At 66.5% G+C, this 15,130-nt stretch carries 9 protein-coding genes; 6 read left to right on the top strand and 3 right to left on the bottom strand.

The features are described 5' to 3' along the window. Window positions 1-36: 36 nt before the first annotated feature. Complete coding sequence (locus NZU74_13840) at window positions 37-912, top strand: NUDIX domain-containing protein (GenBank protein ID MCS6882410.1); 876 nt, start codon at window positions 37-39, stop codon at window positions 910-912. Between the two features lie 50 nt (window positions 913-962). After that, entirely contained in the window at window positions 963-2,330 is a 1,368-nt protein-coding gene (locus NZU74_13835) for a winged helix-turn-helix domain-containing protein (protein MCS6882409.1), read from the top strand. A gap of 37 nt (window positions 2,331-2,367) precedes the next feature. Here the strand turns inward: NZU74_13835 and NZU74_13830 are convergent, their stop codons facing one another. Further along, entirely contained in the window at window positions 2,368-4,056 is a 1,689-nt protein-coding gene (locus NZU74_13830; protein MCS6882408.1) for a phosphotransferase, read from the bottom strand. A 151-nt stretch (window positions 4,057-4,207) separates the two neighbouring features. Then, complete coding sequence (locus tag NZU74_13825) at window positions 4,208-9,175, bottom strand: GAF domain-containing protein (GenBank protein MCS6882407.1); 4,968 nt, start codon at window positions 9,173-9,175, stop codon at window positions 4,208-4,210. A 282-nt stretch (window positions 9,176-9,457) separates the two neighbouring features. Between NZU74_13825 and NZU74_13820 the strand changes: the two genes are divergently transcribed. Then, entirely contained in the window at window positions 9,458-10,390 is a 933-nt protein-coding gene (locus tag NZU74_13820) for a cation diffusion facilitator family transporter (protein ID MCS6882406.1), read from the top strand. A gap of 52 nt (window positions 10,391-10,442) precedes the next feature. On the opposite strand, the gene NZU74_13815 is transcribed toward NZU74_13820, so the two are convergent. Further along, window positions 10,443-12,143, bottom strand: a complete 1,701-nt coding sequence (locus tag NZU74_13815) for a M3 family oligoendopeptidase (protein MCS6882405.1) — start codon at window positions 12,141-12,143, stop codon at window positions 10,443-10,445. A 540-nt stretch (window positions 12,144-12,683) separates the two neighbouring features. On the opposite strand from NZU74_13815, the gene NZU74_13810 reads away from it, so the two are divergent. The 3 genes from NZU74_13810 to msrB all read left to right on the top strand — a co-directional run bounded on the left by NZU74_13810 (window position 12,684) and on the right by msrB (window position 15,091). Continuing rightward, on the top strand, window positions 12,684-13,292 hold the full coding sequence (locus NZU74_13810) for a hypothetical protein (GenBank protein MCS6882404.1): 609 nt from the start codon (window positions 12,684-12,686) through the stop codon (window positions 13,290-13,292). Then, entirely contained in the window at window positions 13,289-14,254 is a 966-nt protein-coding gene (locus NZU74_13805) for a hypothetical protein (GenBank protein ID MCS6882403.1), read from the top strand. The genes NZU74_13810 and NZU74_13805 overlap by 4 nt, the downstream gene beginning before the upstream one ends. Before the next feature lie 393 nt (window positions 14,255-14,647). After that, a complete protein-coding gene (msrB, locus tag NZU74_13800; protein MCS6882402.1) occupies window positions 14,648-15,091 on the top strand; it encodes a peptide-methionine (R)-S-oxide reductase MsrB in 444 nt (147 codons plus the stop codon). Window positions 15,092-15,130 lie beyond the last annotated feature (39 nt).

The following is a 15,130-nucleotide window of genomic DNA, read 5'->3' as shown; positions in this document are numbered from 1 at the left end:
ACTCTCCTGGAAAGAGAGTCAGAAGGAGAACATGCGATGTCACAGGTTTGCGCTGCCGCCACGAAGCGCCGGGCGCTCGCGTGCACCCTCCTCGACCGGCTCGCGGCCGCCGCACCCTCCGAAAGCGGCGCTCCTGGCCAGCTCGTCTACCTCGAAGAGAGCGCCGAGCGCGACTACTTGCTCGGCATTCTTGACGCACTCACCTTTCTCGGCGCCCTGCGCCAGACCGCCGATGGCCTCGGCGCCTCAGCGGTCTCGCCCCAGGCGGGCTGGACGCTGCGGCTCCTGAGCGATCTGCTCGACACTGGCGCGCCCCTCATTGCCGACTGGCACAGCCCTGGCGTTACCGCCTGCCATTCCTTCCAGCGCCCCGGCGACCTGCTGGCGGCTCTGGAGGCGCGAAGGCGCGAGGTGCTGCCGCACGCCGCGCCCGTGCGCGAGGTTGAGGCAGCCGTGGGGGTGATTTCCCGCGCGGAGGGCTATGACGAGCGGCGCTTCTTGCTGGCCTTCGACGCCGACGCGGGGGCCTGGCAACTGCCCGGCGGACGGCGCGCCCTCAATGACCACAGCCTTGAGGCCACGCTGCTGCGCGAGTTGCACGAAGAACTGGGCCTGCCGCGAACCCGCGTTCCCGATGATCTCTCCCTGCATCCCCTGCCACCGCTGATCGCCGTGCGCGACTCGCCGACCTACGGCGTGCGTACCCGCACCCGCTTCTATCCCTTCATCGTAACGCTCCATCGCGACGCGCCCGCGGGTGAAGGCGTGCGCTGGTTCGGCGAACCGGAACTGCGCGCCGGGCGCAGTTCGGATGGCCAGCGGATTGATGCCGGCCTGCTGCTCTACCTGTTGGATCGCACCGATCTTGAACCGGCCTTACGGGGCTATGATCGCTCCGCCCCCGCCCCGTAAGGCCAAAGCATTGGCGCAGCCAATGCTTCGGCCCTCCTTGAGGTGAAATAATGCTCCCCGACCATGCTACATCCCCGCAGCCGCTCACCTTCCGCGCCGGGTTGCTTCAGCGGGTAGCCGCGCGCCTGCGCGCGGGAGAATGCTGTTCAATCATCGGCCCCAGTGGCGTCGGCAAGACCAATCTTGGCCGTTTTCTGCAACGCCAGGATGTGCAGGCGCTGTACTTCCCTGACGCGCCGACGTGGATCGTGCTGATTGATTGCAACGCTCTGGCAGCCGCAGACGCCTCGCGCGAGTTCGCCGTCTTCGAACTGATCGCTCACCGGCTGATCCGCGAGGCCGAGCGCCGCAACCTCCCCGAAAGCGTGATCGCGCCCCTCGACCGGCTTCACATCACCCTGCTCAACGAGGGCAACCTCCTGCTGGCCCTGCGCTACCTCGAGCGCATCTGCGGGCGCCTGATTGAGGACCAGGGGCTGCGGCTCATTCTCCTCTTCGATCAGTTCGAGGACATCTGGCGCGCGCTCGACGCCGGTCTCTTTCGCAACCTGCGCTACCTGCGCGATGAGTTCAAGTACCGCCTGATCTACCTGACCATCACTCGCGAGCGCCTGTCTCGCGCGCGCCAGCGGGCCAGAGGCGACGCCGACGACGTCGAGGCGTTCTGGGAGCTCTTCGAGCCGCACACCTTCGGCCTGGGCATGCATACTGAGAGCGAGGCCCGTGAGATCCTCGAACGCATCGCCCGGCGCCGCGGGGTCGCGCCTACGGCGGAGATGGCGCGGGCGGTGCTTGATGCCAGTGGCGGCTACCCGGCCCTCATTCGGGCGCTCGCGTGGACCCTGGACGAACAGTGGCCCGGCGAAGCGCCCGAGCGCATTGCCGCTCTACCCGAAGTGGCCCAGGAATGCGCCAAACTCTGGAACGACCTGCTGCCCGATGAGCAGCGCGTCGTCAGGCATCTGGCCGCCGGGCTGGATATGAGCGACGCCGATCAAGAGGTCCTGGCGGATCTGCGTCTGATCGAACTGGTGCGCAGCGAGCCGCCGCAGCTCTTCGCGCCGGTGTTTGCCGCCTATGTGCGCAACCAGGGCGGCGCGAGCAGCGAGGGGATCGTCGTTGACCGACGCCAGCGGCGGGTCTGGGTTGACGGGCGCCTGTTGCCTGGCCCGTTGCCGCCGCTGGAGTTCAGCCTGCTTACCTACCTGGCGGAGCGGGCAGGAACCGTGTGCCCGCGGGAGGAGATCCTGAGCGCGCTCTATCCAGAGGAACGGCTGGAAGCGAACGACGAACGGATTGACACCCTGCTCAAGCGCCTGCGCGACTCGATTGGCGATGACGGGCGCAACCCGCGCCACCTGATCACGCACCGGGGCGTGGGGGTGCGTCTGGCCCGCGGCCGGTTGGAGGAAGGGTAGCAACCTGAAGGGTTACGCTACTCCCGCGGGCAGAGAATCACCCGCCCACACGCTGCGGCGCGGCCCACTCTACCTGCGGCCAGGCGGCAGGCGGCCAGGCAACGGCGTCCCACTGTTCGAGACGCCGACAGATGACCGCGGCGAAGAGCATGGTACGCTGCCAGCGGGCGCTTTCCGGCGCCAGCTTGCCGGAGACAAACAGGTGGTTGCAGAGCAGCCCCCACAGATACTCGCGCCGGTCGTCATAAGCCGCGCGCGCTGCGGCAAGCTCCTGAAGCGCCTGCACCACCAGGAAGCATTTGCGGGCTTCGCCGTGAGCCAGAAGCGCGCGGGTCGCGCGCATTGGCTCGTGCGGGGCCTGCGGCCCGCACAGCGCCACCGCCAGTTCGTAGACCAGCGGCAGATCATCGGCGTGCAGCACGGCGATGCGGGTGGTCACATCCTGCACCAGCTCGACGAAATCGCGCAACAGCGGGCCATAGCCGGTGCGCTCAAAGTCAATTGGCCAGGCAGTGTGACGATCAACGAAGAGATTATCGCCGTGCAGATCGCCATGGGTGATCACCTGGCGCAGCCAGCGCAGTTCCTCGCAGCGACGCCGGTGCTCGACAAACCAGCGTTGGGGATGCGGCAGCGTGACTGGAAATGCATCCAGGCTCCACTCTGGCGGTTCGGCGCACCAGAGCGGTTCGAGCCGCGAGAGCGCATCATCCCAGCTCCGGTCGTAGGCCTCCACCAGCGTTCCCTGCAGCGCCTGTACGTGCGGCCCCCGGTACCAATCGCCCCAGGCGGCGTAGGAGAAGAAATCGCGCAGCGGAACGACAATTGCCCCTGGATCGGCGGTACGCCGGTAGAAACGGGTGAAGATCTGCCCTTTCCCCTCGGCCAGATGCTCGAACCCGACCAGGCGGTAAGCGATCGCACCCATATCCCACAGCAGCGCGTCGCCGGTCAACTCGGGGCGGCGGAGGGCATCGCTGCCGGCCTCTACATAGCGCCGGTAGTTTTCGCGTTCGCGTTCAATCTTCTCGGTGCGCGCGAGTTTGACTACCTGCAAAGCCCGTTCACCGGCGATTTCGGCGATAAACACGCGCGACTTGCGTCGCAGCGAGGCGTTTACCGACGGGCTGACCCGTTCCGCGCCGGCGCCGCCGTTGCCCTCGGTGATCATCGTCAGCCGCACCCAGGGCTTATCCTTGAAGAGCAGGCGAATAAGCGCCTCAGGTTCATCGGCGGGAATGGCCGGTTGATCGGGAAACATCTCATTGCGTACTGCCGCCGAAGAAAGCCCTCCCTGCCACTGCACCTCCGGGCCGTTCCCGCGCAGGCACAGGCTATCGGCGACACGGTTGAGCTCGGCGCGCAGGACCTCCGGGGCCTCGCCCTTGCCCACGAACGAGGCCGCGCCGTACTGCTGGATCGCCAGGCGCACCATCGGGGTACTGTCATAGCCGGTTATCACGATCGCTTTCGTATATGGCAAACGGCGCACCAGCTCCAATCCGCTGATGTCGCCCTGGTCCTGGTCTTCGACCAGACGCAGATCAACCAGGGCGATCGGGCAACGCCGCTCGGCGGCCAGGCGCAGCGCGTGGTCGGGCAATTCGGGACCATCGGCCTCCACCACCACTGGCTCATAGCCCCAGTCGCGCACCAGCGCGGCGTACTGCTCGCGAAACTCGGCAAGGTTATCAACGATCAGCACCCGGATCGGCGCCCCGGTCATACATTTCTACTCCTGCGTTTGTGACGTAAGTTTCCTTGCCTCTCCGCTCCCCTCCCAGCCTCCCCCGTTGGAGGAGGCGTCGGACGCTCTCCTCCAGCGGGGGAGGGTTGAGGAGGGGGCGGGTTGAGCAAACAACGTAGTTTACAGCCTACTAATGAACGTGCAGATCGTCAGGCTTAGCCAGAGGCAGCAAGAGAGCGAACGTCACCGGCGAGATCGGACTGACCAGCGCCATCTCGCCGCCCAGGGTCTTCATCATCGAACGGGCCAGGAGCAGGCCGCGCCCGCCCCCGGTGACACGCCGCTCGTGGCGGATCGGCTCCACAAAGAGGCGCTGTTGCACATCGGGAGGGATCGAGGGGCCATCGTTGGCCACGGTGATGCGAGCAAAGGCTCCTTCACGCTCGGTGGTCACGGTGATGCTGCAATCGCGCGGCTGGGCCTGCCGCGCATTGCGAATGAGATGTTCAAGCACCCGTTCCAGCAGGATTTCATTGGCCTGCACCGGCAGCGCTTCGGCTGACAGGAAGTACGTTACCATCACCGGCGCGCCGGCGCGCCGCTTGATGATCTGCGGCACCCGCTCCCGCAGCCAGGCGCTGAGATCGTAGGGCGGCTCGCAGGAGGGCTGATCGGCGGCCCGGGCCAGGCGCCGGATCTCGCCGAGGCTCTGGCTGATGCGGGTGATGTGCAGCATCTGCTCGGGTTCGGCCGTCTTGGTCAGCCAGTAGATCGCGTTGTTGGCCCCACTGATGGCATGATCAATGTCATGGGCGATCTGGCTGGCCCAGGCGGTCATTGCGGCCACCGACTCGCTGAAGCGCCGCTCACGATTCTCGCGCGCCCGGGCAATCGCCAGACTGATCGTCGGCGCCAGCCGCTCGATCAATTGCTCATCGGCTTGCGAGAAGGCATTCACGCGGTTGGCTTCAATCACCAGCACGCCCAGCAACCTGGGGTGAGGCGTATCGCGTTCGGGGTGAAGCAATGCCAGGGTCAACTGAGCCAGGGTGTGCGGGTTGGCCTGCACGTAGTCCGGGTCGGCTCGCACATCATTGATGGTCTCCAGGACGGCCCGGCGCTGCTCCCTGGCCTTGCGGGCCACCCGCGCGGCGATCGTGCCCGGATGCCGATCAGGACCATTGCGCAGCGGGACGATGGGAAAGATCTGCCGTTCGACAACAAACTCCCAGTGGTAAAACTCGCGCGAGGCGGGGGTGAAGCTGAGGTGCTGCTCGGTTTCATCGGCCAGCAGCACGCTCAGGCCCAGCCGGCGATGCTCATTTTGAAGCAGATCGCGCACAATGGCAAGCATGCGCCGCAGCGTTTCATCGAGGTCGAGCGTGGCTTCGAGCACGGCCCTGGCCAGATTGGTGGCGGCCTGCAACTGGCTCTGGCGCGCGGCGAGCCGCTCGACGTTGAAGGCATCGCGAATGCACGCGGCGACGACGCTGGCCACAATCGGTAAAATGACCCGCTCGCGACGGGTGAAGCGATGGGGTTGCCGGTAGACCAGAAAGAGCACGCCGATCACCCGGCGTTGCCGCCCATCGGGAAAGGGCGGCAGCCAGATCGGCACTCCCACCGGCTCGTTATCGCTGGGGGTTTCGCCAATCTGGAGGGGAAAGGCGACACAGGAAGCCACCTCCTCTTCGCGCACGAAGCGGCCATCGAGCACCGGCTCGGCGCGCGCGTCCTCGGCCCACACCGGGTCGAGCCGGCGCACGACCCGGCCCAGCACCGTCTCCTCGGAGTAGCGCGTGTCCTCCACTAGGCGGTGCTCATAGCGCACGCCATGGGTCACGCCAGGAACCAGCGCCCGCCGCTGCTCGTCCCAGTACCAGATGGTCACCGCCGACAGATTGGGCGCCAGGATCAGCATCTGCTCGAGCACCGCCTGGAGCGTGGTGCGCAGCGTGCCGGCGACGATCATCGGCTCGACGGCCTTGTACAGCTCGCGCAATTGCCGCTGCGTCTGGCTGACGTCAATCGCCAGGGCCACCACGTTGGCCAGCCGCTTGAGGGCCTCGCAGTGGGCCAGGGTGAAGGCGCCAACCCGGGGCGCCTCCACGTTGATCAGCCCGAGCACCTGATCTTCCAGCCGAATGAGCACATCAAGCTCAGCCCGTGTCCCACGCGAGAAGCGATCAAAAAAGATCTCGTTCCACGGCGGTTCATTCACATCCTGAACCAGTTGCGATTCACCCGTCTCGAAGGCCCGCCCGGTGATGCCCCGATAGAGATCGAAATCCTCAACATACTTCAATTCATCATCAAGCAGAAAGTACTCCTGGCGCATGACGCGGGCCGGACCGAGTCGGTCAGGGCGCTGCCAGCCGCGCAGGATCAGGCCGAGCCGCGCGTCGGGCCGGTTGAGCAGCCTGGTGGCCGCCTGGAGAATGCGGGTGAAGATGACGCGCTCGGCGTCGGGCGCGTCCAGCTTGAGGCGCAGCGTATCCTGGAGGAGGGTGGCGAAGACCTCCTGCTCGCGTTCCAGCGAGGCGCGCTCGTCGTAGTTCCGCATGGCCTGGCCGGCCAGTTCGGCAAATGAGGCAGACAGCGCCCGGTCGCGTTCGTCAAAGCTCCGCGGGCTGCGATAGCCGATCACCAGCACACCCCGCGGCTCGTCGTTGACATGATCGACGATCGGCGCGGCGATGAACGAACGCAGGCGTTCGCGGGCCACGAAACCCGGTTCGGGATCATCGGGAGCGCTCCAGGGCGGTTCGCCAGCGTTTTCGACAGCAAGCAAGTCGGAGGCTTCGAGGATCTGGACGATCAGCGGCTCCGGACCGGGAGACCAGGGGGAGCGCAGCAAGGCTGGCTCGCGGAGGCCGTCACCGGCGGCATGCCTGGCGGCGAAGCGCGGCCGGCGGAGGGACGATCCCGGCTCCAGAGGGAGGATCGCCGCGCAACTGGCGCTCATCAATACCCGCGCCGAACGGCTCAGTTCCTCTAACGTCTCGTGCAACGGGCGATCCGCCGCGCGCGCCAGGACGGCGCGGCTGACTGCGGCCAGTTGTTCGCCAGCGCGCCGCTGACGCCGCGTCTCGACGATCAGCGCCACCTGGGCCAGCCAGGTGGTCAACAGATCGCGGGGCATTTCATCGAGGGGGCGGCGCAGATGGGGATTGGCGACGATCACGACGCCAAAGCGCCGGCGCCCGATCGCCACAGGCGCCACCTCGTAGTCCGCCGGGGGCAGGCAGGCGGCGAGCCGGGGCGGAAAGCGCTGCGCCAGTTCGCTCTGAGGCACGCGCACGCAGGCCAGGTTGAGCACCGCCTCGCCGAGGGCCCCGGTCGCATCGTGAAGGGGAATCTCCAGATCGCGCAGCAGGCCATGGAGCACGGTGGGCGGGATGGCGTCCTGACGCAACTGCTCCAGATAACGCTCAAAGGTGAGGCCGCGCTCCTCGTCGGCGGCCCAGGCCCGCCGGGCCTGGGTCAGGGTGACCTGCCCGATCGCCAGGCGCCCGCGCAGCAGGGTGCGTCCCCGGTGGAGCGAAAAGTAGGCCGCCAGGTTGTAGCACAGGCCGTAGCCGGCGGTAATTACGGTCAGCGCGGCGTGCCAGAGCCGATCGTCATCCTGGGGATCGTCGCCCATGACCATCAACTCCGCCGCGGCCTTTTGCATCAGAATCAACCGGCGGTTGGTCAACTCCGCGGCCTCGCGCAGGCGCCGGTTGTGCAACGGCCCGGCGATCTGCGCCGCCACTGCCTCCAGGAAACGCTGGTCGCTCTCACCGAACCATTCGGCATGCCGGGTGCTGAAGACCACCAGCGCCCCGACCGCGCGCCCGGCGACAAGCAGGGGCACTCCCAGCCAGCTCTGCGCGGCCATGCGCCGTTCCAGCCGCACTACGCCGTGCTGCCGGCGAAAGGCGCGGATCTCCTGCGGCGTTCGCAGGAGCACGGGCCGGCCCTGTACCAGATGCTGGTGGATCATGCCCCGCCCCGGCGGCAGGGAGCGGCGCTCGCCATGCGTCCCTTCGCTCACATCCAGCAGCAACTCGATCCAGCCCGAAGTTTCGCTGCGCATGGCCACGATGAAGTTCTCGACGTCGATCCGCGGGCTGAGGGCCTGACGCACCGCTTCGAGCAAGGCTTCGTCGCTGCGCTCGGCCGGATCGGCCCCCGCCAGGCGCCCGATCTGGCTGAGGATCTCGGTTTCGGTCTGCAGCGCAGTGCGCTCAAGCGCGGCGCCAACCTGCCGGGCGAAGAGGATCAACGCCTGTTGCAGCAATTGATCCTGCCGCAGCGGGGTCGCCCGGCGCCGGTCAAGCATCAAAGCTCCCCGAAACACCTCGCCGGCCCAGAGAGGCAGGCCAACCCACTCGCCCACCGGAGGCGCGTATCCCCGGCCCGGGCGCTGCTGCATGAACCAGGTCTTGCCGTGCTCCAGCTCGTGGAAGATCACCGGCGCGCGGCTGCGTGTTACTCGCATCAGGTAGGGCGACTCAGACGCGCGCAGGCGCAGGCCGCGAAACCGCTCCGGTGCTTCGCGCCCGGCGCAGGCGGCGGCGACGAGCGTCTGTCCGCCATCAGAACTGACCCACAACCGCGCCCGGTCGAAGCCCAGTTCCAGCCCGCGCTGCACAATCACTCGCTCAAGAGCCTCGGCGGCGTAGAGGTGTTGCGCGTCCTCGGCGAAGCGGTTAATCACCTCGAACCACGTTAACTGATCGCGCGTCTGACGCCAGGCGCTCAGATTGACGAGCAGGTGCAGGAGCGCCTCGGCGCTGAAGGGTCGGGAAAGGCAGCCATAGGCGCCGGCCGCCCGCGCGCGTCGCTCAGCCTCATCGTCACCCGCGTTGGTAAAGACAACCGCGCTGCTCCCGGGGCTGAGACGCAATAGTTGCGGCAGAATGGCAATGCCATCGGTAGCGGGCGCCAGGTGCTGATCAATCAGCAGCACATCCACTGGCGCGAGCGCCTGCTCGAGCGCGACTACGGCCTCATCCACCGCGGCGCATAATGTCCACCGGAAAACCTGTCCCTCGCCCCGTCCCAGGCTCGCCGCCAGACGCACCCGCCGCTCAGAATCAGCATCGAGGATCAATACATGCAGGGGACGCCGCAAAACCGGCGTCCCTGGCTGGTCAGTGGCGTGATCGATCATAGGCCGCCCTTTCGCGTGATGCGCCCCAGGGCATTGTATGTCATGGCCGGCCCGCCATGCAGGCATCTGAATGGCGCGAGGCAGGCAACAGCTCCGCAAGAAGCTGGCGTTTCTGGTGGGTACGGGGAAACCGGGTTTCCCCATCCTCTTGCCGAGGAGAGCACTGGCGTGCAACCCTCAGGGCAGCAACCTGTGGAGGCGATCCTCCGAGTTGACCCTGGCAAGCCCTGGCAATCTATGGTAGGATCAGCGCCAATCACGAGCGATAGCAGGAGCGCCTCCATGCCCCGCCAGCACCACCACCACCACCACGATCATCACGGGCGCCATCATCACCACCTGCCCGCCCGCTTTGATCGCGCCTTCGCCATCGGCATCGGTCTGAACTTTGGCTTCGTGATAGTCGAGTTTACCATCGGGGTGCTGGCTGGCTCCCTGGCCCTGGTGGCCGATGCCGGCCACAACCTGAGCGACGTGCTGGGCCTGCTGATGGCCTGGGGAGCCACCCTGCTCGCGCGGCGTCCCTCGACCGCGCGCCGCACCTACGGGATGCGCCGCGCCACGATCCTGGCGGCCCTGGCTAACGCCGCGCTACTCTTCATCGCCATCGGCGGCATTGCATGGGAAGCCGGGCAACGCCTCTTCACTCCCATCGAGGTGCCCGGCCTGACCCTGATCGCCGTGGCCGGCGTGGGCGTGGCGATCAACGCCTTCACCGCCTGGCTCTTCGCCAGGGGCCGGGCGGATGACCTTAACATCCGCGGCGCCTTTCTGCACATGGCCGCTGACGCGGTTATCTCCCTGGGGGTGATTGTCGCCGGCGCGATCATCCTGCTCACCGGCTGGGGCTGGATTGACCCGCTCCTCAGTCTGGTGATCGTTGCCGTGATCGGCTGGGGCGCCTGGGACCTGGCGCGCGAGTCGATTGACCTGGCCCTCGATGCCGTGCCTGCCGCGGTTGATCCGCTGGCCGTGCGAGCCTACCTGAGCGACCTGCCGAGCGTGCGCGAGGTTCACGATCTGCACATCTGGGCGCTCAGCACCACCGAGCCGGCCCTGACCACCCATCTGGTGCTGGCCACCCTGGAAGGATGCGACGCGCTGCTGGCCCAGGTGCGCGCCGAATTGCACCAGCGCTTCGGGATCGAACACGTGACCGTGCAACTCGAACAGGGTGACCCCCGCTACCCCTGCGGCGGCTGCCGGGAAAGGTAACCCGCAGACGTCCCGGGTTAGATCGCAGTGCATTACCCGCCAGGTCCAGGGGTCATACGTGCTGCGCCAACCTCGCAATCTCCTCTTCGATCAACTCCACGGCCTCCCGCAGCGCATCGGAGTCGAAGACAAAGCGCGCCCCTGCCGTCTCGAAGAGATCGGGCAACGTGGCGACGCCGCCACGGGCCAGGGCGCGGCGATAGGCCGCCACTGCACCGGCCTGATCGCTCAGGGCGTTGCGCCACACCTGCACCGCCCCTAGCTGGGCCAGCCCGTACTCCACATAGTAGAATGGGTAGCGATAGATGTGCTGCTTGCGATGCCAGCCGGTTATTCGTTCGGCGTCGAGACCGCTCCAGTCCACTCCGTCCATGAACCGCGCCCAGAGCTGATCCCAGGCCGCGTCGCAGGCGGCGGGGTTATCGGCGGCTTCGGGATTGGTGTAGGCCCAGTGCTGGAAACCATCTACCACGGCCATGTAGGGCCAGAACGTGAGTATGCCCTCGAGATGCTCGATCCGCGCGCGGGCGTATTCGGCTTGATCATAATACCCGCCATCGGCGCGGCGGAGATAGGGCGCGGCAAGCAACTCCATGGCCATCGAGGCGACCTCGGCGAACTCGATGGGAACCTCGCGCTGCTGGTGGTAAGGCAGATGGGCCATCTCGAAGTCGTGGAAGGCATGCCCGGCTTCGTGCAGCAGCGTTCGCACATCACCGGGCATACCCACGGCGTTCATAAAAATGAAGGGCCGACGCGCGACGGGGAAGTAGACGCAGTAGCCGCCGGGCGCCTTGCCCTTGCGATTGTCGAGGTCGAGAAACCCCTCCTGGCGCATGATGGCGAAATAGCCCCCCAGTTCCGGATCCACCCGCGTGAGCACCGCCTCGCCCCGCTCAGCCAGCTCGACCCCATCGCGAAAGGGCCGCAGTGGCGCTTCGCCCGAAGCACGGGCGTGCGTGTCCCAGGGACGCAGGCGATCAAGACCGAGGCGCGCGGCGCGCCGGGCATAGACCCGCCGGGCCGCCGGGACGGCGACGGCCTCGATGGCCTCGTGGAACCGCAGGCAATCGTCGGGAGTGTAATCGAAGCGCTGCCGCAGACGCCAGGCGTAGGCCCGGTAGTCAGGCAGACCGGCATTGGCCGCCAGTTGCCGCCGCAGGGCCAGCAGTTGCCGCCAGATCTGGTTGATCGCCTCGCGGTCGGCCAGTTGCCGGGCGGCGGCCCGCCGCCATACCTCCTCGCGCACGGCGCGATCGGGTTCTTCGAGCAACGGCTCGGTCTGCGGGATAGTCAGTTCCCGGCCCGCCCATTCGATCGTCTGCGCGCCGATGATGCGGTTGTACTCGTTCCCCAGGCGGCGCTCCTCGGTCAGCAACGGCAGGTTGGCCTCGCGAAACAATTCAACTTCGGCCCGCAGGTTGCGCAACGGCACGGCAAATCCCTCCGGTTCAAATCCCGCATCGAGGAACTTGCGCTTCAACGCCTGGTCGGCGGCCATGGCGCGGGGGTACACATCGCCAAGAAAGGCGCGGAAGCGCGCCTCGGCGGCAGCGTCGGCGGTATCACAGGTTGTTGCTACCGAGAGGCGCGTGTAGGTCTCGGCGAGCAAATCGGCTAGCCGCGACCAGGCCGCGAGCCAGGCGGCAGGCTCGACGATCGGGGCCGCCTCCAGCTCGGCGTAGAAGGGCTGCCAGTGTTCCCAGGACCAGTCGAGGGTCGTTTGCGCGGATGTGGGGAGGTCACGAAGCATGGAGGCTCCTTTCGTTCCTTAGAGCACTGACCGAAATGCTTGATCCACTGAGGGCACTGAGCGGTGTAGCTCGCTGCGCCCGCACCGCCATCGTTACGGGTCAACCTTTTCGAGAAACGCTATAAGGCAGGAGTGTAGACGTACAGGTGAAACCGCTTTCCCTGCGCCCGCCGGCGATTGGCGGGGCGCGGATCCTCACCCTCCCCCGTCTCGCGGCGCTCGACGCCCCCTCCCTCTTCTCAGGTGCAGGGTTTTTCGAGCGAGCAGGGGTTTTCGGCATTCCAATGCGCTTACGGTCCTCACCCCCCGCCCCCCTCTCCCGCGAGCGGGAGAGGGGGATCTGGGCGTCCCAATGCCCCGGATGGCGCATGCTCGCGTCGCATGCGCCGGAAAACCCTACACCTGAGAACCCCCTCCCTCTCCCTCCGAGGTGGAAAGGGAGGGGGTTGGGAGGCGGTGAGGACGGAACCGCCTGCGACCATACGTCGCGCGCGCCGCCGTAGGTTATAATACCCCGTGAAGGACGCAAGGAGAAGGGCGATGACACTCCCTATCGAGTGGCTGAGTATCCTGCTCTCGCCCCAGGCCGTCGCCGCAGCCACCCTGCTGATCTTCCTCGCCGGGCTTTCCGAAGGCATCGGCACCCAGGGGGTGACGCTGCTGATGAGCCGCATCACGCCCCTGCGCTTCGTGCTGGGCCTGCTGGCCTCGGCCCTGTTGTCCGTACTGAGCGCCGTCATCTGGATGTGGGCGCTGTGGCTGGCCATGCGCGTCATGTTCGGCGTCGAAGTGCCTCTGCGACTGTTCTTTGTCACCGTCAGCGCCGCCTACGGGCCGTTGCTGCTGGGCGCCCTGGCGCTGCTCCCGCTGGTGGGCCCGGCCATTCGCTGGGGGCTGCGACTGTGGAGCTTCGGCATAGCTCTGGCATCAATCGTGGCCGTAACCGGGCTGGCACACTGGCAGGCCGCCGTGGGCGCGCTGGCGGGCACCCTGCTGATAGAGGGCGCCCGCTGGTTGTTGAGCGAACCTGCCGAGGCCGTGGCCCGTCGCATCTGGGCAATCACCACCGGCAAGCCGCACCTCGTCCGGCGCGAGGAACTCCCGCAGGTGATTCCCGGTTACGAGCCTGTGGTCAAAGGCGAGCCATGATAACTGTACTGACCTGGGTCGGTTGGGCCCTGCTGATCCTGTTCATCCTCTTCGCAATCGCCATTCCCACCTCGGTGCTGATCTGGTGGGCGGGCTGGCGCAAGGCTACTCCGCAAACCCGGTTGCACCCGCCCGGCCCGCCCGTCGCCGGGCCGTTCCTGGTTTACCTCTCAGGCGTTGATGACATCTCCGGCGAGTTCTCGACCCCCTATGAGGACGCGCTCCTCGACGCGATTGCCGACCGCATTCCCGGCCTGGTCATCGTTACTGATGTCTTCGCCTATTCGTTCGCCAATGTGGGCATAACCAGCGAGGGCAACCTGGCCTGGTTCTGGGCCTGGCTCAACGCGCTGCGGCTCAACAAGAAAAGCCCCCTGCGGCGCGTCGGGCGCCTGATCAACCTGCGCAACATGCTCCACGTCGCCGTTTCCGCCGACCGGCGCTACGGCCCGATGTACAACTATGGCGTGGCGGAAATGATTATCCAGGGGCTGTTGCGCCACGGCTACGTCCTCGGCAGCGGTTCGCAGGTCGCCCTCCTCGGCTACAGCGGCGGCGCCCAGATCGCCCTGGGCACGTCGGGTTACATTCAGGCCACCCTGCGCGCGCCCGTCCAGGTGATCTCTCTGGGCGGGATTATGAACTCCGACGAGAGCCTTAGCCGGATCAACGTCCTGATCCATCTCTATGGAACCAGGGACCGCTGGCACCGCCTGAGCGACGTGATTTTCCCCGCCCGCTGGCCGATTTTCCGCGGCAGCCAGTGGAACCGGGCCCTGGCGATGGGCAAGATTGAAAAGGTCTGCCTCGGCCCGATGTTCCACACCGGCCGCGGCAGCTACCTCGACGCAACGCGCCACGTTGAGGATGGGCGGAGTTATCTCGATGTGACCGCCGATACCATCGCCGAGCGGATCAGGCGCCTCACCCCCAGGGCTGCCGCAGCGTCTCTGGGAGCGTAGCCCCCCAAACCCTGCCGCCGGAGGCGGATGTGCAGCACCTCACCCCCAGGGTTGCTGCAAAGTCCTGGGACAGGCCCCAGACACCTGAAAGTATCGGGCGGCGTAGCCACTCCCCCCTCCCTCGCTGGAGGCGCACGCGCAGCGGCTCTGGCCTCACCCCGATACGCGCGGTACGTGTTCAGAGTTGGGGTAACCCCGCAGACCTGGGAGCGAGGGCGTCCCGCCCTCGTCAGGATACGAGGGCAAGATGCCCTCGCTCCCAGGAGAAGTGTGAACAGTTACACGCGAGCGGTGTAAGCGTACATCTGTTATGATGAGAAGAGATAAGAATACTGCGGTTGGGAGGGCTGCTCCCTCCCAACTTCTTCCATATGATAGTCAGGAAACCAGCGTATGCAACCCTTCAAGAAGCCATCAGACGACGAACTGCGCCGCAGGCTCACACCACTGCAGTATCAGGTGACCCAGCGCGAGGGCACCGAGCCGCCCTTCGCAAACGAGTTCTACAATAATAAGCGCGAAGGGATCTACGTGGACATCGTTTCGGGTGAGCCGCTCTTCAGTTCGCGCGATAAGTTTGACTCGGGCACAGGCTGGCCAAGTTTTACGCGTCCCCTGGCGCCCGAAAACATCGTTACCCGCGCCGATTACAAACTGGGGATGGAACGCATCGAGGTGCGCTCGAAGCACGCCGATTCGCATCTCGGCCACGTGTTCGACGATGGCCCCGCCCCTACCGGCCTGCGCTACTGCATCAACTCCGCCGCCTTGCGCTTCATCCCGGTCGAAGACCTCGAACGGGAGGGCTATGGCGAGTATCTGGCCCTCTTCCGCTGAGGCGATCTCTCCAAGCATCGCCCTGGAGTGAGCGGCACG

Source organism: Chloroflexaceae bacterium (assembly GCA_025057155.1).
In the GTDB taxonomy this organism is placed as follows: Bacteria; Chloroflexota; Chloroflexia; order Chloroflexales; family Chloroflexaceae; genus JACAEO01.
Note: the sequence above shows the minus strand (reverse complement) of the source record. Positions and strands in the feature narration are given on the sequence as shown.